General features: G+C 60.7%; 22 protein-coding genes. 7 read left to right on the forward strand and 15 right to left on the reverse strand.

Annotated features, from left to right (window positions below; genetic code table 11):
* Positions 1-15: 15 nt before the first annotated feature.
* The 4 genes from ACK9YZ_RS12805 to ACK9YZ_RS12820 form a co-directional block, all read right to left on the reverse strand.
* Positions 16-1,107, reverse strand: coding sequence for an ABC transporter ATP-binding protein (locus ACK9YZ_RS12805; protein WP_216755046.1), 1,092 nt, complete (start codon positions 1,105-1,107; stop codon positions 16-18).
* 4 nt (positions 1,108-1,111) lie between these two features.
* On the reverse strand, positions 1,112-2,044 hold the full coding sequence (locus tag ACK9YZ_RS12810; RefSeq protein ID WP_216758897.1) for a carbohydrate ABC transporter permease: 933 nt from the start codon (positions 2,042-2,044) through the stop codon (positions 1,112-1,114).
* Positions 2,045-2,048: 4 nt separating this feature from the next.
* A complete protein-coding gene (locus ACK9YZ_RS12815; RefSeq protein ID WP_216755047.1) occupies positions 2,049-2,954 on the reverse strand; it encodes a carbohydrate ABC transporter permease in 906 nt (301 codons plus the stop codon).
* 206 nt (positions 2,955-3,160) lie between these two features.
* The gene (locus ACK9YZ_RS12820; protein WP_216755048.1) at positions 3,161-4,396 is read right to left on the reverse strand and encodes an ABC transporter substrate-binding protein; all 1,236 of its coding nucleotides are present in this window, start codon (positions 4,394-4,396) and stop codon (positions 3,161-3,163) included.
* Between the two features lie 455 nt (positions 4,397-4,851).
* Between ACK9YZ_RS12820 and ACK9YZ_RS12825 the strand changes: the two genes are divergently transcribed.
* Together ACK9YZ_RS12825 and ACK9YZ_RS12830 are read left to right on the forward strand one after the other, a co-directional pair.
* A complete protein-coding gene (locus ACK9YZ_RS12825; RefSeq protein WP_416064074.1) occupies positions 4,852-5,892 on the forward strand; it encodes a LacI family transcriptional regulator in 1,041 nt (346 codons plus the stop codon).
* 46 nt (positions 5,893-5,938) lie between these two features.
* The gene (locus ACK9YZ_RS12830) at positions 5,939-6,448 is read left to right on the forward strand and encodes a GNAT family N-acetyltransferase (protein WP_416064075.1); all 510 of its coding nucleotides are present in this window, start codon (positions 5,939-5,941) and stop codon (positions 6,446-6,448) included.
* 76 nt (positions 6,449-6,524) lie between these two features.
* Here ACK9YZ_RS12830 and ACK9YZ_RS12835 read toward each other — a convergent pair whose 3' ends face one another.
* Complete coding sequence (locus tag ACK9YZ_RS12835; RefSeq protein ID WP_216755051.1) at positions 6,525-6,923, reverse strand: VOC family protein; 399 nt, start codon at positions 6,921-6,923, stop codon at positions 6,525-6,527.
* Between the two features lie 94 nt (positions 6,924-7,017).
* Positions 7,018-8,448, reverse strand: a complete 1,431-nt coding sequence (gene gndA / locus ACK9YZ_RS12840) for an NADP-dependent phosphogluconate dehydrogenase (RefSeq protein WP_416064076.1) — start codon at positions 8,446-8,448, stop codon at positions 7,018-7,020.
* 155 nt (positions 8,449-8,603) lie between these two features.
* Between gndA and ACK9YZ_RS12845 the strand changes: the two genes are divergently transcribed.
* From ACK9YZ_RS12845 to ACK9YZ_RS12855, 3 genes are all read left to right on the forward strand, one after another.
* Positions 8,604-9,389: a DUF6597 domain-containing transcriptional factor gene (locus ACK9YZ_RS12845; RefSeq protein WP_416064077.1), complete on the forward strand. Its 786-nt coding sequence runs from the start codon at positions 8,604-8,606 to the stop codon at positions 9,387-9,389.
* A 63-nt stretch (positions 9,390-9,452) separates the two neighbouring features.
* On the forward strand, positions 9,453-9,851 hold the full coding sequence (locus tag ACK9YZ_RS12850) for an SRPBCC family protein (protein WP_216755054.1): 399 nt from the start codon (positions 9,453-9,455) through the stop codon (positions 9,849-9,851).
* A 1-nt stretch (position 9,852) separates the two neighbouring features.
* On the forward strand, positions 9,853-10,215 hold the full coding sequence (locus ACK9YZ_RS12855) for a VOC family protein (RefSeq protein ID WP_416064078.1): 363 nt from the start codon (positions 9,853-9,855) through the stop codon (positions 10,213-10,215).
* A 2-nt stretch (positions 10,216-10,217) separates the two neighbouring features.
* Here ACK9YZ_RS12855 and ACK9YZ_RS12860 read toward each other — a convergent pair whose 3' ends face one another.
* The 7 genes from ACK9YZ_RS12860 to ACK9YZ_RS12890 all read right to left on the reverse strand — a co-directional run bounded on the left by ACK9YZ_RS12860 (position 10,218) and on the right by ACK9YZ_RS12890 (position 16,532).
* A complete protein-coding gene (locus ACK9YZ_RS12860) occupies positions 10,218-10,913 on the reverse strand; it encodes a PAS domain-containing protein (RefSeq protein ID WP_216755056.1) in 696 nt (231 codons plus the stop codon).
* 201 nt (positions 10,914-11,114) lie between these two features.
* Positions 11,115-12,050, reverse strand: coding sequence for a lipid A biosynthesis lauroyl acyltransferase (locus ACK9YZ_RS12865; protein ID WP_416064079.1), 936 nt, complete (start codon positions 12,048-12,050; stop codon positions 11,115-11,117).
* Between the two features lie 4 nt (positions 12,051-12,054).
* Positions 12,055-13,083, reverse strand: coding sequence for a zinc-binding dehydrogenase (locus ACK9YZ_RS12870; protein ID WP_416064080.1), 1,029 nt, complete (start codon positions 13,081-13,083; stop codon positions 12,055-12,057).
* 57 nt (positions 13,084-13,140) lie between these two features.
* Positions 13,141-14,427: a beta-ketoacyl-ACP synthase gene (locus ACK9YZ_RS12875; protein ID WP_416064081.1), complete on the reverse strand. Its 1,287-nt coding sequence runs from the start codon at positions 14,425-14,427 to the stop codon at positions 13,141-13,143.
* Positions 14,428-14,439: 12 nt separating this feature from the next.
* A complete protein-coding gene (locus tag ACK9YZ_RS12880) occupies positions 14,440-15,645 on the reverse strand; it encodes a beta-ketoacyl-ACP synthase (protein ID WP_216755060.1) in 1,206 nt (401 codons plus the stop codon).
* Entirely contained in the window at positions 15,645-16,139 is a 495-nt protein-coding gene (locus tag ACK9YZ_RS12885) for a 3-hydroxyacyl-ACP dehydratase FabZ family protein (protein ID WP_216755061.1), read from the reverse strand. The genes ACK9YZ_RS12880 and ACK9YZ_RS12885 overlap by 1 nt, the downstream gene beginning before the upstream one ends.
* Positions 16,140-16,253: 114 nt before the next feature.
* A complete protein-coding gene (locus tag ACK9YZ_RS12890; RefSeq protein WP_007814022.1) occupies positions 16,254-16,532 on the reverse strand; it encodes an acyl carrier protein in 279 nt (92 codons plus the stop codon).
* A 420-nt stretch (positions 16,533-16,952) separates the two neighbouring features.
* Here ACK9YZ_RS12890 and ACK9YZ_RS12895 point away from each other — a divergent pair, with 420 nt between their 5' ends.
* Positions 16,953-17,675, forward strand: a complete 723-nt coding sequence (locus ACK9YZ_RS12895; RefSeq protein WP_216755062.1) for a Crp/Fnr family transcriptional regulator — start codon at positions 16,953-16,955, stop codon at positions 17,673-17,675.
* A 5-nt stretch (positions 17,676-17,680) separates the two neighbouring features.
* Here ACK9YZ_RS12895 and ACK9YZ_RS12900 read toward each other — a convergent pair whose 3' ends face one another.
* Complete coding sequence (locus tag ACK9YZ_RS12900) at positions 17,681-18,109, reverse strand: L,D-transpeptidase (protein ID WP_416064082.1); 429 nt, start codon at positions 18,107-18,109, stop codon at positions 17,681-17,683.
* 136 nt (positions 18,110-18,245) lie between these two features.
* Positions 18,246-19,748 (reverse strand): winged helix-turn-helix domain-containing tetratricopeptide repeat protein, encoded by a 1,503-nt coding sequence (locus ACK9YZ_RS12905; protein WP_416064083.1) that lies wholly within the window; start codon positions 19,746-19,748, stop codon positions 18,246-18,248.
* Positions 19,749-19,887: 139 nt separating this feature from the next.
* On the opposite strand from ACK9YZ_RS12905, the gene plsY reads away from it, so the two are divergent.
* Positions 19,888-20,550 (forward strand): glycerol-3-phosphate 1-O-acyltransferase PlsY, encoded by a 663-nt coding sequence (gene plsY, locus ACK9YZ_RS12910; protein ID WP_416064084.1) that lies wholly within the window; start codon positions 19,888-19,890, stop codon positions 20,548-20,550.
* Positions 20,551-20,571: the final 21 nt, after the last annotated feature.

A 20,571-nucleotide genomic window follows, 5' to 3' on the forward strand; every position in this document is an offset into this window, starting at 1 on the left:
CGTCCGCAGAACTTTTTAGAGGCGCAGCTCGCTCTCGGCATCGAAGACCGAGGCGAGCGCCATGTCGAAGCTGAGCTTCACCTTGGCTCCGACATTGAAGCGGCGCGCACCGTTGATGCGTACCGACATCGTGTGACCGGCATGTTTCAGCCACAGAAGATTGTCGGCGCCCATCGGTTCCTCGATATCGACGGTGGCGTCATGCTCTTCGCCACCGGTATTCTCGTTGACCTTGATGTGCTCGGGTCGAACGCCGAGCACCACCTTGCGGCCGGGCTGCAGCTTCTCGTAGCCGTCATAGGCGGCGAGCGAGAAATTGACGCCGTTGGCGGTAAAGGCGATGCCATCGCCTGACTTGACCAGTTCGCCGCGCAGGAAGTTCATGGACGGCGAGCCGATGAAGCCGGCTACGAAGAGATTGCGCGGCTTGTTGTAGATCGTCGTCGGGTCGTCGAGCTGCTGGATGATGCCGCTCTTCATGATGGCGATCCGGTCGGCGAGCGTCAGCGCCTCGATCTGGTCGTGCGTGACATAGATCATCGTGTTCTTCAGCGACTGGTGCAGGCGCTTGATTTCGACGCGCAGTTCCGAGCGCAGCTTGGCGTCGAGGTTCGACAGCGGCTCGTCGAAGAGGAAGACGTCGACATCGCGCACCAGGGCACGGCCGATCGCCACACGCTGGCGCTGGCCGCCGGAAAGCTCGGCCGGCTTGCGCTTCAGAAGCGGCTGGATTTGCAGAATCTCGGAGGCGCGCGCTACGCGCTTGTCGATCTCGGCCTGCGGCACCTTGGCGACGCGAAGGCCGAAGGAAAGGTTCTTTTCGACCGTCATCTGCGGATAGAGCGCATAGGACTGGAACACCATGCCGATTCCGCGGTCCTTCGGCTCTTCCCAGGTGACGTTTTTGCCCTTGATGAAGATCTGCCCTTCCGAAGCGTCAAGCAGCCCGGCGATGCAGTTCAGCAGGGTCGACTTGCCGCAGCCCGACGAGCCGAGCAGCACCAGGAATTCGCCGTCGTTGATGTCGAGGTTCAGGTCCTTGAGCACGCTGACCGCACCGAAGTTCAGCGACAGGTCCTTGATGGAAACACTTGCATTCATGTTCATTGGATCAACCCTTCACTGCACCAGCGGCGATGCCACGGACGAAAAGCCGCCCCGACACGAAATAGACGACGAGCGGCACGAGTCCTGTCAGGATCGTTGCGGCCATGTTGACGTTGTATTCCTTCACGCCTTGGACGGAATTGACGATGTTGTTGAGCTGTACGGTCATCGGATAGGTATCCGGCCGGGTGAAGACCACGCCGAACAGGAAGTCGTTCCAGATGCCGGTCACCTGCAGGATCATCGCGACGACGAAGATCGGCAGCGACATCGGCAGCATGATCTGCAGGAAGATCTGCCAGAAGCCCGCCCCGTCGACACGTGCCGCCTTGAACAGCTCCTCCGGCAAAGACACGAAGTAGTTGCGGAACAGCAGCGTCAGGATCGGCATGCCGAAGATCGAATGGACGATGATGAGCCCGGTGAGCGATCCGTAAATGCCGATTTCGCGCAGGATGATGACGATCGGATAGATCATCACCTGATAGGGAATGAAAGCGCCGATGATGAGGACCGAGAAGAAGAATTCCGATCCCTTGAAGCGCCAGTTCGCCAGCGCATAACCATTGACCGAGGCGATCGCGATGGAAACGACGACCGAGGGTACGGTGATCCGCACCGAGTTCCAGAAACCGCGCGAAAGACCGTCGCAGTTGAGGCCGGTGCAGGCCGTCGCCCAGGCCTTGACCCAGGGTTCGAAGGTGATTTCCATCGGCGGCGCGAAGATGTTGCCGAGCCGGATTTCCGGCATCCCCTTCAGCGAGGTGACGACCATCACGTAAAGCGGGATCAGATAGTAGACGGCGGCCACGAAAAGTGTGCCGTAGACGATGATGTTGCGGGCCGAAACCATCGGCCGCGGCTTTGGTCCGGCCGGACCGGAAACCGTCGACTTCTCGAAGGGAATGTCGCCGCCATTGACGGCCTTGAGAGCGATATTGTCAGCCACGTTTGCGCCCTCCGCCAAATTCCAGATATGCCCAGGGAATGATGATGATCGCTACTGTCACCAACATCATGGTCGAAGCTGCAAAGCCCTGACCGAGATTCTGCGCCTGGAACATGTAATCGTAGACGTATTTCGCCGGCACTTCCGACGCGATGCCCGGACCGCCGCTGGTCTGGGCGACGACGAGGTCGTAGACCTTGACGATGCCGCTGGCGATGATGACGAGTGTGGTGATGAAGACTGGTCGCATCATCGGAATGATGACGAAGAGATAGGTCCGCCACATCGGAATGCCGTCGACGCGGGAAGCCTTCCAGATATCCTCGTCGATGCCGCGAAGCCCTGCGAGCATCAGGCACATCACGAGGCCGGTACCCTGCCAGAGGGCGGCGATCAGCACCCCGTAGATGACGATTTCGGACGTATAGAGCGGATCGAAACTGAAGCTCGTCCATCCCAGCGACCGCACGACCGCCTGCACACCGAATTCCGGGTTCAGGATCCACTGCCACACAAGACCGGTGACGATGAAGGACAGCGCGAAAGGATAGAGGAAGATCGTGCGGAACGTGTTCTCGAAACGGATCTTCTGATCCATGAGAGCCGCCAGCATGAAACCGATGACCAGACTGAAGATCAGCGACAGAATGCCGTAGATCGCCAGGTTCTCGATGGACACGACCCAGCGCGGGGCGGCCCAGAGACGCTGATATTGCTCGATGCCGACGAAGTTCAATCGCGGAAGAAGCTTGGAATTGGTGAAGGAATAAACCACCGTCCAGATCGTGCCACCGAGAAAGATGACCATGGCGGTGAGGATCATGGGGATGGAGGCAATCTTGGAATTCAGATTGCGGAACAATTTAAACGGTCGGCCGGCTTTCGCTTGACCTGTCATTGAGTTTCCTCCTGAAGCACAGTCGCTTCGGTGATCGGGGTCCATCCGAAGACGGCCACCCTTCCCCTCCCTGTCGCAACCGCCATGCAGCCTTGGCGCGATCGTAGCCGGATGTGAGTGCCGTTGCCGGAAGGATCATAGATCAGGGCGGCGCGATCCGATCCTGCAACTGCAGGACCGGATCTGATGGGCTTGAGGGCCGAGGATCAGTCGGCGGCGGCGATGATGTCGGCGAAGCGCTTCTGCGCTGCTTCGGGCGTCATCGTGGTATTGGCGAAGAACTCGGCGAAGAGATCTTCGATCTGCTTTGTCGTATCCGGCGAGGCGAGCTGATCGGAGCTGGTGACGATATTGCCCTTGGCAAGGATTTCGAGACCCTTCTTCATGCAGTCGTTGGCAGCCGAGATATCGACATCACCGCGAACCGGAAGCGAACCCTTCTTCAGGTTGAAGGCAACCTGGGTTTTCGGGTCGAGAAGCGTGGCGGCAAGCACGTCCTGAGCCTTCGCCTTCTCGGCATCCTTCTGGAGCGGGAAGTAGAAGGCGTCACCGCTGGTCGAGATGATCTCGTTCACACCGAGGCCTGGAAGGCAGGTATAGTCCTTGCCGGCAACCTGCTTGGCGACCTGGAATTCGCCTTGCGCCCAGTCACCCATGATCTGGCCGCCGGCCTTGCCGGTGATGACGAGGTTGGTGGCCTGGTTCCAGTCCTGCACGTTGCTGCCCTTGGACATGCGACGCGCATCGTCGGCAGCCTTGAACACCTTGGCGATCTCGGGACCGGCCGCGACTTCGGCATCCTTATCCTTGAAGACCTTCAGGTAGTTGTCCTTGCCGCCGATGGCGATCATCAGAACGTTAAAGGCGCCGCTTGCCTGCCAGCCCTGGCCGCCGACTGCGAGGGGAATGATGCCGGCCTTTTCCAGGGCCGGAGCGGCAGCGACAAATTCATCCCAGTTTTTCGGAACAGCAACGCCGGCCTTCTCGAAAGCGGCATTCGACAGCCACAGCCACTGCCAGGAGTGGATGTTGACCGGTGCGCAATAGATCTTGCCGTCGATCGTGCAGGAATCGAGCAAGGTCGACGGACGGATGATATCCTTCCATTTGCCTGCGGTCGCCACATCGGTCAGGTCCTTCATGAGGCCGGCCTGGACGAGCTCCTCGGCCTGACGGCCGTGGTTGAACTGGGTTGCACCCATCGGGTCACCGCCGGTGATGCGGCTGATCATGATCGGGCGCGCGGTGCTGCCGGAACCGGCGATTGCGCCGTCCACCCAGTGGTTGCCGGTGGCATCGAATGCCTTTGCCAGCTCGGCCACGGCGGCAGCTTCACCGCCCGAAGTCCACCAATGGGTAACTTCGAGATCGGTCGCCTTTGCGGCGCCAAAAGGAATAGCTACGGAAGCGGCAAGCACAGCCGCCATCATACGGATTTTCATGAGTTCTCCTCCCTCACTGAAACGTTGCCGGAAAAACTTAGAGCAATCGATTTATCCGCGCAACCGCCCGCTCGCAAAATTTTCTGTGAGAGACGCCAATACAGCTTATGAGGGCATTTTCCGGTTCCATCTTTGCTTTATGAGAAAAGCGTAAGCAAGCTGTCTCGCACGTGCATAATGACATTAAACAATTGATTTAATGGTTTTATTTTTTATTAACCTGATAATTTCCACCTTTCTCCATTTCGCGGACGCAAAAAATCGCGGGATCAAAAGGCGATTCAACCAGAGAGGACCACTCTGCAACGTTGATCGGAAAAAGGGCTCGACATTTCTACTGTATCGTTACAGATTGTCCTGCTCAGGGAGGAGAGCTTTTTGAGCGGCGGCATACTTACAGTGCGCCAAAAAGCCTCTATAAGGCGAAGCAAATCGCGCGAGGCGGGCCTAGAGGGATGGAAAACAACGGAAATTTCGGCGGAGCGGCATCCGATTCCGTTCAGCGCGAACGCCCGACACTGAAGACGATCGCCTTCATGACGGGTCTCGGCGTGACGACCGTATCGCGGGCGCTGAAAGATGCACCGGATATCGGCGCTGAAACGAAGGAACGGGTGCGCATGGTCGCCCGCCAGCTCGGCTATCAGCCGAACAGGGCCGGCGTGCGCCTGAGAACCGGCAAGACCAATGTCATTGCGCTGGTGCTCAGTATTGACGAGGAGCTCATGGGCTTTTCCAGCCAGATGGTCTTCGGCATTTCGGAAGTGCTGACCGGCACGCCCTACCATATCGTCGTCACCCCGCATTCGCACAGCAAGGACCCCATGTTGCCGGTGCGCTATATCCTGGAAACGGGCTCTGCCGACGGCGTCATCATCTCGCGCGTCGAGCCTGACGATTCGCGCGTGCGCCTGCTTACAGAAAGCGGCATGCCCTTCACCACGCACGGCCGCACCGATGGCGGCCTCGTGCATCCCTACCACGACTTCGACAACGAGGCTTACGCCCATCAGGCCGTGCAGAAGCTCGTCCAGCGCGGCCGCAAACGCATCGCCCTGCTCCAGCCGCCGAGCAAGCTCACCTATTACACCCATACCCGCATCGGCTTTCAGACCGGTCTGCACGACTACGGCGCCGAGGAAGTGCCGCTGCGCGTCAATATCGATGCCCCGCTCGCCGAAATCCGCGACGCCGTGGAACAGCTGATGCGCTCGCCAGGCGCACCTGATGGTATCGTCTCATCCGCCGGCAGCGCCACCATCGCCGTCAACGCCGGCATCGAAGCCGCCGGCAAGCGCCTCGGCCACGATGTCGACCTCGTCTCCAAACAATCCGCCCCGATCCTCAACTGGATCCGCCCGGAGATCATCACGGCTTATGAGGACGTGCGCCATGCCGGCCGCGAGATGGCAAAACAAGTGATTGCGCGGATCGATGGCGTGGATGCGGAGCTGCTGCAGTCCATCAGCAAGCCGGAATGGCCTGAGGGACGGTAAGCATCCGGGACTGCCGTTACTCTGGCGGTCAAGCACGGAGAAACGCATGCGGGAAATCGAAATACCGACGGAACGCACGATCCTGCGTGCATTCAGGCCGGAGGATGCTAGGGAGGTCTTTGCCTGCATCTCCCCCGAGATTACCCGTTTCACCGCCTGGGAAGCGCCTGCGAGCGAGGAAGCCTTTGCCGAAGTTTGGCAAAACTGGCTGCCTGCAATGGAAGATGGATCGGAAGTCACCCTTGTCCCTCGCAGCCGCGAGGATAGCCGCTGCCTCGGCATTCTCGGCGTACACGCTATCAAATCAGATAGACCGGAGCTCGGAATCTGGCTACGCCGCGATGTGCATGGCAAACGCTTCGGCAATGAGTTGATCGGCGCCGTAGCGAGATGGGTGAGCAAGACTCAGACGGTGCGTTATTTCGAATATCCGGTCGCCGAGGAAAACATCGCCAGCAGGCGGATTGCCGAAGCCTACGGCGGCGAGGTCAGGGAACACCGCCAGAACCGCAAATATGGCTGTGTCGTCTATCACATTCCGCCGATATTGCCATGAACGTGCGTTCTCAGGGTGAGTCGTTTGAGTGTGCGGCCCCCCTCACCCTCCAGAGCTGGTGAAGCCCACTCTCCCCTTAAACCGCCTGATTAAACACCGCCTCGATACGATACCCGTCTGGATCGATCACAAAGGCAGCAAAGTAATTCGGCCCGTAATGCTGCCTCAACCCTGGACCGCCATTGTCGACACCGCCATGCGCAAGTGCCGCCGCATGAAACTCGGTCACCGACTGCCGGTTCGGCGCGGCAAAGGCGAGATGAAAGCCCGCGCCCGGCGCAGCCTGCCCCGCCTGGACCGATTTGATCGCCAGCTTGTCGCCGCCGCCGGGCACGCCGTAGCCGACAGCCTGCTCCTCCTCGCCGGGGCGAATATCCTCCCAGACGCGGACATAGCCAAGCGCGCCGAGGGCGGCGTCGTAGAATCTGGCCGAATGTTCGATATCAACCACGCCGAAAGATGCATGATGAAGCACGTCGCAGACTTCCCCGTTGCAATCAGCCGTATGACGGCAGGATAACAAAAGCCCGGCGCAACGGCCGGGCTCTTCAACTCTATTCCCGCAGGCCTCAGAAAGTCGACGCACCGCTGCCCCAGGGGCCGTGGTGGAAGTCCTTGCCGTCGAGGCGGTCGAAGCCGTGGGCGCCGAAGAAGTCGCGCTGCGCCTGGATGAGGTTGGCAGTGCCGCGGCCCTGGCGGTAGGCATCGAAATAGCTGAGCGCCGAGGCAAGCGCCGGAACCGGCAGGCCGGCGGCGAGTGCTGCGGTCACGACGCGGCGCAGCGCCGGGATCGATTCCTTGACCATGCCGGAGAAGGCCGGCGTGACGATGAGGTTCGCCGCGTCAGGCGCATCGGTAAACGCCTTGGTGATCTCGTCGAGGAACTGCGAGCGGATGATGCAGCCGGCGCGCCAGATACGGGCAATCGTCGGCATCGGCAGCGACCAGTTGAACTCCTTGGAAGCTTCCGCCATGACGGCAAAGCCCTGCGCATAGGCGCCGATCTTGCCGGCAAACAGCGCCAGTTCCAGATCCTTGTTGAAGTCGGGGCCGTAAGCGACCGGGAAGGCGGCACCGAGATCGCCGAAGATCTTTTCGGCGGCGACGCGCTCCTCCTTCATCGACGACAGGCTGCGGGCCGCCACGGCGGCTTCGATGCCGGTCGCCGGAATGCCCATGTTCTGCGCCTCGATCGCCGACCATTTGCCAGTGCCCTTCTGGCCGGCCTTGTCGAGGATCATGTCGACCATCGGCGTCTTGGAGATCGGGTCGGTAGCGGCCAGAACCTTTTCGGAGATTTCGATCAGGTAGGAGTTCAGGCGGCCCTTGTTCCACTCGCCGAAGATGCCGGAGATTTCCGAAGCGCTCTTGCCGAGGCCGTCGCGCAGGATGCCGTAGATTTCGGCGATCATCTGCATGTCGGCATATTCGATGCCGTTATGGATCGTCTTGACGAAGTGGCCGGCGCCGTCATTGCCGAGCCAGGCGACGCACGGATCGCCATCATACTTGGCGGCAATCGAGGTCAGGACTTTCTCCACGCGCTTCCAGGAATCCTCCGTGCCGCCGACCATGATCGACGGGCCGTGGCGGGCACCTTCCTCACCCCCAGAAACGCCCATGCCGATGAAGGTCAGGCCGGTGTCCTTGAGGCGTTCGAAGCGGGCAACCGTGTCGCGGAAGTTGGCGTTGCCGGCATCGATCATGATGTCGTTCTTTTCGAGATGCGGGCGCAGCGCTTCCATCTGTTGGTCGACCGGCTCGCCGGCCTTGATCATGATGATGATCGGACGCGGCGGGCGGATCGCCTCGACGAACTCCTCGATCGTCTTGCAGGGAATGATCTGCTTCTTCAGATCGCCGGCACTCTCGTAGAATTCATCCGTTTTTTCAGGCGTGCGGTTGAAAACCGCGATCTTGTTGCCCTTTTCCGCAATGTTGAGAGCCAGGTTGGACCCCATGACGGCAAGACCGATCAGTCCGATTTCTGCCTTTTCCACGACAAACCTCCGATGAGTGAAATGGTGCGATGTTGTGGCACTCTCTCGGCCAAACGGCAAGGTCGACGACCGCGATTCGGTTCGAAAAAAGGCTGCCGGAACAGGCTTTTCGAATGGCCATGGAAGCACCATATGCATGTGTTTGGGAGGCCGAAATGACTGCTGTTGCAGCAAGGCAAAGCGATCTCAGGCCGCTGCTCGCCAAGAGAGCCGGGCGCTACCGCGAATATGCGCCCTCGCCTGCCCTTGCGCCGCATTTCCGCTGCCTCTGGTCGCATCAGATTCGAACAGCAAGCCCGATTGCCATCGTGCCTGATGGTTATTGCGACCTGCTTTTTGCAGACAGCCACCTCTTCGTTGTCGGGCCGGACCGCACCGCCGCCTTCCCGCCGATGACGCCGGGCATGCGCATTATCGGCGCGCGCTTTGCACCGGGCGCCGGCGCCGCCTGGCTGAAGCTGCCTCTGTCGGAAATCACCGGCCTCGCCGTTCCCCTCAGCGCTCTCGTGCCGGAAAAGGCTGCCCTCCTCGAACCGCGCCTGTCCGACTGTCTGGATGAGGCTGCCACCCTCCCTCTCTTCGCCGCCCTGTTGAGTGAACTGGCAAGGGAAGAAGCGGAGCCAGATCCCGAGGCTCGCCTGATCTTTGCCGCTGCAGACCATGGATCGGGCCGTATCGGCGATCTGCAGCAGAGGCTCGATATCGGCGAACGGCAATTGCGCCGCCGCGCCCACCACCATTTCGGTTACGGCATCAAGACGCTGGAGCGCATCCGCCGGCTGCAGCGTTTCATGGCCTTGTGCCGCGCAAGCGAGACCCTGTCCCTTGCCGCCCTCGCCCTCGAAGCCGGTTTTTCTGATCAGGCCCATATGACCCGAGAGATCGGCGAACTCACGACACTGACACCATCCGCCATGCTGGCTCAATTGACGGCCCGCTGACCGTTTTGTTCAAGACGGCCCGTACCGGCCTGCTAGTCTGACGCAAAGCAAAAGGACAGACCGATGAACACAATGCCCGCCCGCATCGTCCACATCACGATCAAAAGAGACTGGCGCGATGTCTATGATTTCGCCGGCAGGCCGGAGAACATGCCGCTCTGGGCCTCCGGTCTTGCGAGCGGCCTGGAACCCGACGGCGAGGACTGGATCGCCCATGGCCCGCTCGGCATCGTCCGCGTGAGCTTCGTGCCGCCGAACGAATTCGGCGTCATCGACCATACCGTCACCATTGAATCCGGCCTGCGCGTCTATAACGCGCTGCGCATCGTGCCGAATGGCGATGGCTGCGAGGTGATGTTCACGCTGCTGCGCCTGCCCGGGATGACCGACGAACAATTCGCTGCCGACGCCGCCCATGTGCAGAAGGATCTGGCGGCTCTGAAATCGATGATGGAGAAATGAAATGGTCGAGAAAGACGCTGAAAATGACCGCCGCATCGACTATGTCGAGTTTAACGTCACCGATATTGGCGCGGCAAAAGCCTTCTACGGCGCGGCCTTCGGCTGGCGCTTCACCGATTACGGGGAGAACTACTGCGAGTTCGATGACGGAAGGCTGAAAGGCGGCTTCACCAATCTCGGCCCGGTGCGTGCCGCAGGCGGCCCGCTCGTCATCCTCTATGCCGAAAAGCTCGAAGATGTGCTGGCAAGCGTCGAAAAGGCCGGCGGCACCATTGCAAAACCGATCACGCCCTTCCCCGGCGGCCGGCGCTTTCATTTTATCGACAAGGACGGCTATGAACTGGGCGTCTGGAGCAAAGACTGAAATCAGGCGTCCGCAGCGCCGAGATTCTGAATGGTGATGAGCGCCCCGATCACCTTCTTCGCTGCATCGTGGAGCGGCACCATCCGGCAGCGATTGTGCCGCTCATCCCGCGCGTAGGTGTAATCCGCCGGCACGCCGTCGAAGCAGGCGTCGAGCTTCTCCTTCACCTCGTCGGCAAAGCGCTCCTCGCCGATGAACTCGACGATATGGCGGCCGATGAGCTGCATGGCATTCTTGCCGAGATGGGCGCAATTGGCGGGATTGGAATAGAGGTAGCGATAATCCTTCGTGAGCACCGCCATGCGGTCCGGCAGCGTCTGCAGGATCGCCGCGTTGAGAAATTGGCCGTTATCGGTATCGGGAATATAGGCGGGCGGCGGCCTGAGCTTCATGTCCGCCGGCAGCGGCACGCGCCAGTCCGGTGCATGGGCGCCGAAATAACGGTCGAGCAGATAGGAGAGCACGGTGGCATATTGCGTCACGAAAGCACTGTCATCGGCATCCTGGCCGATGAGGTAGCTTACAAACTGAAGTTGCATATAGACTTCGATGAGACTGGACGCCCTACATGCGAGGATCGCCTCGACCAGCGGCTGAATATCGCGGTCGAGCGCCTCCACGCGCCCATCGTCCCCTAGCCTTATCGCTTCCTCAATCTGCGCGTAGCGCAAGGAAAAGGCCCTGAACAGCTCAAGCAAGATACCCCCACCATATCCATTTCCTGAGAAACGTTCCGAAACCGATCGAGGCCTATGCTTAATGAAAGATTACGCCTTACGGTAGGCAATTTACGCGCCCTAGTAGAGACGCGTAACATGAACCGTGCTCAGTTTCAACTGAAGCAGACCTGTCGCTTTTCACCGATTATAAATCAGGAGCAAAATGTTACAGGCGGAATCTTACAGCCTGACGGAACGCTTGATATCCCAGCGATCATGATACCACAACCACTGGGCCGGATATTCGCGCACCCAACTCTCCACCTTGTCGTTCATCATTTGGGCCGTCGCGGGAAGGTCCAGATTGCCCTTCTCGTCGCGCGGCACCTCCATCTTCGGCTCGATCTCCAGCCGGTAGCGATTGCCGGGAAGACGGATGCAGCGGGCCGGATAGACCTCGCAATTGAACTGGCGCACCAGCTTCGGCAGCAGCGGATTGGTCTTGGTGTCTAGCCCGAAGAACGTCGTCTTCAACCCGCGGCTGAACTTCTGGTCCACCAGCACGCCCACCCCCTGCCCCGCCTCGAGCTGGCGCGCCAGCGCAAAGGAGGAACCTGCATGCGAGGGCACGAGCTTACCCATGCGGCCGCTGCGGAAATCGAAGACCTTCTGCGCGATGTAAGGATTGTTCGGCGGGCGGAAGAGCACAGTCACACTGAGACCGAAGGCGTTGCCCGCAACCGGCAGCAGCTCGAAATTGCCGGTATGGCCGGTAAAGACGATGAAGGGGCGCGGATTGTCCCGCAGGTCCAGGAAGATCGGAATGCCTGAGACCTCCACCCTGCCCGGCTCCGCCCGTTCAGGATCGAAATCGAAGAGCTGGTCGAGGAAGACATATTCGGCCGCAAGCCGGCCCATATTGCCCCAGCTTTCGAGCGCGATCTCTTCGAGCTCCGCATCGCTCTTTTCCGGAAAGGCCCGGCGCAGATTGTAGAGCATCAGCTTGTGGCGCTTCAGCCGCTTGCCGATCTGGCGCGTCATCCAGTCGGCAAAGCGCATCGCGCCATCGGCCGGAAAAAGCTTCAGGAAATTCAGGAAGCCGAACATCACCTGCGCCACCAGCCATTGCTGGAAACGCCTGAGCGCCAGAACGATTCTGGTGATGAAGAGCTTCACCCGGTCAGTCCATCTTCAGGATGATCTTGCCGAAGATCTGGCGGCCTTCCATGCGCTCCAGCGCACGATCGATATCGTCGAAGCCGACTTCCGTGTCGATGACGGGATGCACGAGGCCCCGGCCCATCTTCTGCATGGCGTCGGCCATGTTCTCCATGCGGCAGCCGAAGGAGCCGAAGAGCTTCAGCTGCTGCTGGAAGAGCATCATCAGGTTCATCTCGGTCGAGACACCCGAGGTCGAACCGCAGGTGACGAGACGGCCGCCCCGCTTCATGCAGAGCATGGAGCCTGCCCAGGTATCCTTGCCCACATGTTCGAAGACGACGTCGACGCCCTTCTTCTTGGTGAGCTTGCGCACCACGCCTTCGAAACGGTCGGTGCGGTAATTGATGACATGATCGGCGCCAAGCGCCTTCGCCTTTTCGATCTTGTCGTCGGAACCGACCGTGGTGATTACGGTGCAGCCGATCTTCTTGGCAAGCTGGATCGCCGCCGTACCGATGCCGGAGCCGCCGGCATGCACGAGGATTGTTTCACCGGGTTCGAGCTTGGCATTGTCGAACAGCATATGCTCGACCGTGCCGAAGGTGACGGGCGCAAGCGCTGCCCCGATCGCATCGACACCGGGAGGGGCCGGAACCAGCAGGCGCGCCGGCAGGTTCACCTTTTCCTGCGCGAAGCCGTCGAGATGGAAGCCGTGCACGCCGGAAACATGTTCGCAGAGATTGTCGCGGCCTTCGCGGCACGGGCGGCAGAGGCCGCAGGTGCGCGCGCCATAGATCGACACGAGCTGACCGGGCAGAACATTCGCAACGCCGGGGCCGATCGCTTCGACCACGCCGGAGGCCTCCGCGCCGATAACGAGCGGCATCTTGCGCTTGGCAAACGCCATGCCGCGCCAGCCCCAGACATCGATATGATTCAGCGCAACCGCCTTGACGCGCAATGTCACTTCACCGGCTGCGGGGGCATCCGGTTCCGGCAGGTCGGTGATCTCTAGCTTGCGGTCATCGATCAGTTGCAAAGCGCGCATGGCAAAACCTCTCGCCTCCGGGGCGTTCTTTTTATCGGTTGATTTATCGGGAACCGCTTATGCCGGTTCGAGCGCCATGACAAGGCTTGCGTTCTGTCCGCCGAAGCCGAAAGAGTTGGAAAGCACGGCCGAAACCTGGGCTTCCCGCTTCTTATTCGGCACGACGTCGAGAACGATCGACGGATCCGGGTTGTTGTAGTTGATCGTCGGCGGCAGCGTGCCCGTCAGCATCGTCTGCAGCGAGAAGACCGCCTCGACCGCACCGGCTGCGGTCAGCGTATGACCGATCATCGACTTGTTGGACGAGACCGGAATACCGACCAGCTTCTCGCCGAAGACGGCAGACATGGAGCCATATTCCATCTTGTCGTTCTCCGGCGTCGAGGTGCCATGAGCGTTGATATAGCCGATATCGTCCTCGCTCATGCCGGCGTCGGCGAACGCTGCGCGGATCGTCGCGATCGCCGGGCCTCCGTCGGGCGAAGAGCGCGTGCGATGGAAGCTGTCGGCCTTGTCGCCGGCGCCCTTCATGATACCGAGAATTTTAGCACCGCGGGCAACCGCCGATTCCAGCGATTCCAGCACCAGCGTTGCCGCGCCTTCGGCGATGACGAAACCGTCGCGATCCTTGCTGAAGGGCTTGGAGGCCTTGGTCGGCTGGTCGTTCTGGGTCGAGAGGGCAGAGAGCAGCGAGAAGCGGATCAGCGCTTCCGCACTCAGCGAACCATCGGTCGCAACCGTCAGCGCCCGCTCGGTGCGGCCCTGGCGGATCGCCTCGATGCCGAGCTGGATCGCCGTCACACCCGATGCACAGGCCGTCGACAGCGTGACCGGCAGGCCGCGCGTGCCGAAGCGATCGGAGAGACGCTCGGAAATAGCCCCGAAGAGCGCCGCCTCATGAAAGGCCGGATCGGGGCGCTGGCGCATGGCGGCAAGGAACCGCTCATAGGCGTCACCCGGATGGTCGGCCGCCGGTGAGCGGTCGGCAAGCTCGAAACGGGCGCTCCATTCCGGCTCGATCGGCGGGGCCGCGAGGAACAGCGGGCCGTTGAAATCGCCGGACAGACCGGCGTCGGCGAGCGCTTCGATCGTCGTCTCGCGCGCAAAGGCATAGGAGCGCTCGACGGCGTTCGGCACGGGAATGTCGATGAAATCGACCGTACCGGCAATGCGCGTCGAAAGGCCATCCGTGGGGAAGCGGGTGATCTCGTGAATGCCTGAGGTGCCGGACGAAAGAGCCGACCAATTGTCCCTAAGGCCCTGGCCGAGCGAGGTGATGATGCCCATGCCGGTGACCGCAACGATCGGACGGCCGAGATGATCCCTATAAGCGGACGCTGTCATTTCAGTCACTCCTCACGCTTCTGCGGAAAGAACGGCGACGCCTTCGCCGCGCTGATGTCCAACGGTTGTGACGACGGCGGCTTTCGTGCCGGCCTTCATCGGTGCTTCATGCGCAGCATCGAAAGGCGGAACCTTGGCCTTGGCATCGATGGCGAGCGCTGCAAGCGCGAGGCCGAGCGTGAACTGCGCCTCGAGCGTGTGACCGGAAACGCCGCCGAAACCGCGGATCGCAGCCCCCGGAAGCTGATGCTCCAGAACCGTCTTTTCGCGGGCGGCAATCTCATGCATGCCGGTCGAGCCGGAGAAGATCGCCGTCCTGTCGGCGGGCAGGTCCGCGGCAGGCTTCAGCAGCTGCTCCATGCGCACTTCGAAATTGCCCGCAGCGCGATTGCCGCGATCACCCTCGACGGCGGCAATCGTCGCATAGATATGCGCGCCGCGCCCTTCGGCATGCTTGCGCGATTCCAGCACCAGGAAGGCACCGGCAGAACCCAGGATTATGCCCCCGCCTTCAAGGCCAGCGCGCGACCAGAGCGGCGCCCATTCGCCACGCGTATTGGCGCCGATCGCTTCCGTCAGCAGGATCATGTCCTGGCGCTCGGCAGCAAAGGCGCCGCCGACAAGCGCATGGGTGGATTCGCCCGACTTGATGCGCCAGAAGGCCGTCTCGACCGCGGAAACGCCGGACGCTTCCTCGCCCATGAAGGTGCGCGAGGAACCGGTGACCTTATGAACAATGGAGATATTGCCGGCAAGCAGGTTGGAAAGCTGCGCCAGGAACAGTGTCGGACGCAGTTCCGTCGTCAGCTTTTCGTTCAGCAGCAACTCGCGGTCGTTACGCTTCAGCCCCTCGTCGACGATCAGCGTATCGACATTGATGTCGCGCTCGCCGCCCCCGGCCGCCACGATCATGTCCATCGTACCGCAGGCTTCGAGATCGTCCTTGAAACCGGCATCGTCGAGCGCAAGACCCGCGGTGAAGACGCCGATGCGCTGCCAGTTTTCCATCTGGCGCTGATCGCCGCGCTTGGCGATCTGCTGCGACCAGTCGATCTCGGGAAGCGGATGAACCGGATAGGGCTTGAACTTCTCGGTCTCGACGACCGGATCAGGTGCGCGGTCAGCGGTCAGCAGCGCGATATGCGCATCCTTGCCGACACCCTGACAGGTCACGATGCCGATGCCGGATATGACGACGTCATTGGCGGCCTTGCTCATTATTTACTCCCCTGGGCGTTGGCCCCCTGCGCAGCGATGGCGGCCATCAGGCCCACCTCTTCAGCACGTTTCCTAACGATATCGCCGAGCGGAATCTCGCTGAAATTCATGGTGCGCAGTTTCAGCTGCGCATCGCAGACCTTCTTGCCGCCGCTGGTGATCTTTGCCTTGGTGACGGCAAAACCGGAGCCGTCATGTTCGAGGAAGGCCTCGATGTCGAGCACCGCTTCCGGCTCGACGAAGGTGCGCATCTTGGCGCCGTCGACCGACATCAGGAAGGGCATGGATGTAAAATCAGTGGCGGCCAGCACCAGCATGCCGGATGCCTGCGCCATGGTTTCGATGAGAAGCACGCCGGGAACGAGCGGCATGCCCGGGAAATGCCCCTCGAAGACGGGGCTCTTGGCCGGCACCACCGAGCGCGCAGCGAGCGTACGCTTCTCAAGGTCCACCGCCTCGACATGGTCAATCATCTGGAAATATTCCAGCAGCATCAGTCTTCTCCGGCGCGACGGACAAAAGCCCGTCGGAAGGCCTACTTAGGAACAAAATCGCCCGGCCGCCATATCAACGGCGGCAGGGCGTGAAAAAAACACGATGACGTTGCTTCAAGCCTTGGCGGCGCGCAACTCGTCGATCTTGGCACAGAGGTTCTTCAGCACGAAATATTCCTCGGTGGAAACCTTGCCCTCGTTGACTTCCTGAGTCCACTTTTCGAGCGGAATCTTGATGCCGAATTCCTTGTCGATGGCGAAAACGATATCGAGGAAGTCGAGGCTGTCGATACCGAGGTCGTCGATCGTGTGGCTTTCCGGCGTGATCGTTGCGCGGTCGATCTCGCTGGTTTCAGCAATGATGTCGGCAACTTTATCGAATGTAGCGGTCACTCGCTCTACCTCTTGGAAATGAAGATTCTCCTCCTCATAGGCAAATCCATTTCAAAAGCCAATGCTTTCGTCCCGGTTGTAAACCAATTTGGCGGGAAGGTGTTGCCCAAACAGCAATGGAACGGCACCTTTTGGCCTGCGACAGATAGGCATCGAAGCGCCAGGCGATCACCCGGCTAAAAGCTTTTTTCGACTTCCGCAATCGCGAAAGCATCCATCTCGACTGTGAGACAGTGCTGATCTTGGGCTGCAATGTAGCCCTGCCGCCGATATCGGCGGCTCAGTTTGATCTGGATCAAATAGGCATCGGGTCGGGTTGATAAACATCAAGACGCAGACGCAAGAAATCGGGATAGATGACTTTGGGGCCGAAGCGTAACACAGACACGCAGGCTGCATAGTCGGATCGGGGCATCGAACATGGACATCGCGCGCAGTGAAGATCCTGACATAAATATTCCAGCGACCTGCCGCGTCTGCGAGGCACGCCAAGGTGTCGTCTGCAGCGCGCTGACGGCTGCCCAACTGCGCGAACTCTGCCGGCATTCGACACGCCGCAAACTCGATTCCGGCTGCGAGATCGTCGCCCAGGGCGAAGAGGTCTCCTCCTATTCCAACATCATGAATGGCGTCGTGAAGCTCTGCAAGGTGATGTCGGACGGGCGCCAGCAGATCGTCGGCCTGCAATTCGCGCCTGACTTCATCGGCCGCCCCTTCGTGCCGGAGAGCACCCTGTCGGCCGAAGCGGCCACGCCGACGGAAATCTGCGTCATCCCCCGCGGACTGCTGGACCGGATGATATCGGATACGCCGGAGCTGCAGCATAACCTGCATGCCCAGGCGCTGAAGGAACTGGATGCGGCGCGGGAGTGGATGCTGACGCTCGGCCGTCGCACGGCCCAGGAAAAGGTCGCAAGCCTTCTCTATCTCGTCGCCACGCACGCGGAGCCGGAAACGACCAGCAGCACAGCTTTCGACCTGCCGCTCTCACGCGCCGAGATCGCCGATTTTCTGGGGCTGACGATCGAAACCGTCAGCCGCCAGATGACGAAACTGCGCAAGCGGGGCGTCATCCGCATCGAGAACAACCGTCATATCGTCGTTCGCGATATGGATGAGCTGGAGCGCCTGGTTACTGCCTGATTTGATTACTGCGTGATCACCACGCGGGTATTGGCAAGGCCGTTTTCCTGCGTCATCGAGAAAAACTGTGCCGCATTGTTCGGATCGAGGCGCACGCAGCCATGCGAGGCCGGTGTGCCGAGCCGCTTGCGGTCGAAAGTGGCATGAACGGCATAACCGCCGTTAAAGAACACGGCAAACGGCATCGGCGCATTGTCGTATTTCTTCGAGCGGTGATCGCGAGACAGCCACTTGGCGCTCCAGGAACCGGTCGGCGTGGAATAACCCTTGCGCGCCGTCGAAACCTTCCAGCGATACTTCACCCAACCGTTCTCGGTCACGGTCATCGTCTGCTTGCTGAGACTGATATTGGCAACCAGCGTGGCCGCCTCGGCGGCAATGGGAGAAAATTGCAGCAATAATACTGCGGTCGCAGCCGCAAAAAACGTCTTCATGGTCGTCCCTCTATCGAACCTTTAAAGGCTTATTGTCGTCAACGAGGGAAGAGACTACGGCAATACTTGTTATTTTGCTTTAAGACGAATGGTAATCACATTTTTAACAGATGAGGGCGAATTGCGGCATGCGATGTCACTCTGGAAAACCGGCCTTGCGGTATCCATCGACGAAATGCGCAAGTGTCGCGGCATCGCGGAACGGCTCCGTTTCCGCCCAATGACTGATGGTGAATTGCGGATTGGCGACGAGGAACAGGGCGACCTCCGCGCGCGCCTCATCGAGCCGGCCGAGCTGCGCAAGGCCCGCCGCCAGGAAACGGCGTGAACTGGTGCGATAGGTCTCTTCCCGGCGCAGCGTCTCGACGACGGCGTCGTAGTTACCATCTGCATATTGGGCCTGGCCGAGCGTCAGATAGTACCAGCTTGCCGGAAACGGGTTCAGCCGGAACGCCTTGCCGATATGCTGAAGACCCTCGTCGATCCGCCCGGCGAGAACAGCGATGTCGGAAAGTGCCGCCCACGTATCGGCCTCGTTCGGATCGAGCGCGATCGCTTTTTCGAATTCCGCATCGGCATCGGCAAAACTGCGCTCATAGGCCAGCAGATAAGCCAGCACCCATCGGCAGCCGGCATCGTTGGGATCGAGCGCAACAGCCTTGCGCGCCAATCCCAGGGCCACGCTGCGGTTTTCCTCCGTCGGCCCGCCGCTATGCACCCAGCCCATCCAGTGGTTCAGCGCCAGCCAGCGATGCGCCTCGGCATAATCGGGATCGAGCGAAATTGCACGCGTCAGCATCAGCTGCGTTTCCCGCGCCGTTTGCGGCGCATCATCCATCAGCGTGCGCGCCCGCACGCAGAGATCGTAAGCCTCGAGATTTTTCGGCCGATTGCGCGGCGGCGGCGGGCGCAGCCGGCCGAGCAGCGCCTCGACGATCCTGCCGGTAACTTCGTCCTGAACCGCAAAAATATCGTCCAGGCTGCGATCGAAACGCTCCGCCCATAGATGCTCGCCCGTCAGCACATCGACCAGCCGGGCATTGATGCGCACACGCCCGGCTGCACGCCTTGCGCTGCCGTCCAGCAGATAACGCACGCCGAGCTCCTCGGCGATATCACGCACATCCATCGCCTTTCCCTTGTAGGCAAAGGCCGAATTGCGGGCGATGACGAACAGGCCCGGTATCCGCGACAGATCGGTGATCAGGTCCTCGGTCAGGCCATCGGCAAAGAAGTCCTGCCCGGGATCGCTGCCAACGAAGGGCAGCACTACAATCGACGGCTTGTCGGGCAGCGGCAGCGATTTTCGCCTCGCACCGGCGAACTGCCTGACCGCCCCCGTGAAGCGATAGCCGATGCGCGGAACCGTGGATATCCACTCCCCGCCATCCCCGGCCGGCCCCAGCAGCTTGCGCAACTGTGCGATCTGGACGGTGAGATTGCCCTCCTCCACCGCCATGCCCGCCCAGGCCGCATCCATCAACTCGGCCTTGCCGAGGATTTCGCCGGGCCGCCCGACGAGCGCGGCGAGCAGTCTGACCCCACGGTGGCCGACGGCAACGGGATCGTCGTTCCGAAGAAGCGTTCCCGCTTCCGGATCAAGCACGAACGGACCAAAGGCAATACGCGCTCCCTGCATGGCGCGTATCCTAGAGGCTTTCATGCGGGGTTGGAACCGCGCTTGGCATCGAGGAGGCGATCCGTGTAATCCTGCAGCAGATGGTGGCGACGGCAACGAAATAATGACCACCTGAAAATTCAGCAGCGAGGAGGTTCGCATGGTTTTCTGGATAGCAAGTCTGGTTGGACTAGCGATCGCTTATCTCCTCGGCTCCCTACCCACGGGCTATCTGGCTGGAAAACTGCTGGATGGTATCGATATCCGCGAGCATGGTTCCAGATCCACCGGAGCAACCAACGTATTGCGAATCCTGGGCAAATGGCCTGCGCTGGCGGTTCTGCTGACCGACGTACTGAAAGGTGTGGCAGCAATCGTCTTCGCCCGCTGGTTTTATCTCTGGTTCTCGACAGTCTCGTCAGGCATCCCGCCGGCAGCGTATGATCTGCAAAGCTCTGAGCCTTGGGCTGTTTGCCTGACTGGCCTTGGCGTGCTGTTGGGGCATGGCCGTTCGATCTGGCTGAACTTTACGGGAGGCAAGTCGGCTGCGACGGGGCTCGGCGTGTTACTGGCGATGTCCTGGCCTGTCGGCGTGGGCGCTGCGGTGGTTTTTGGCGTTGCGCTGGCGGCCTTTCGGATTGTTTCCCTGAGTTCGATGCTCGCGGCATTGACGGCCATCGCCCTCGTCTGCGGCCTGGAGCAACCGCTGCCCTATCGGTTGCTGGTGATATCAGGCGGCCTGTACGTGATCCTCCGCCATCGCGCCAATATCAGGCGACTGCGGTCAGGGACGGAGCCGCGCCTCGGGCAAAACAGCCTTTGATCGACCCATAGGCCGCGAGAG

Source organism: Rhizobium sp. ZK1 (genome assembly GCF_047782645.1).
Lineage (GTDB): Bacteria > Pseudomonadota > Alphaproteobacteria > Rhizobiales > Rhizobiaceae > Rhizobium.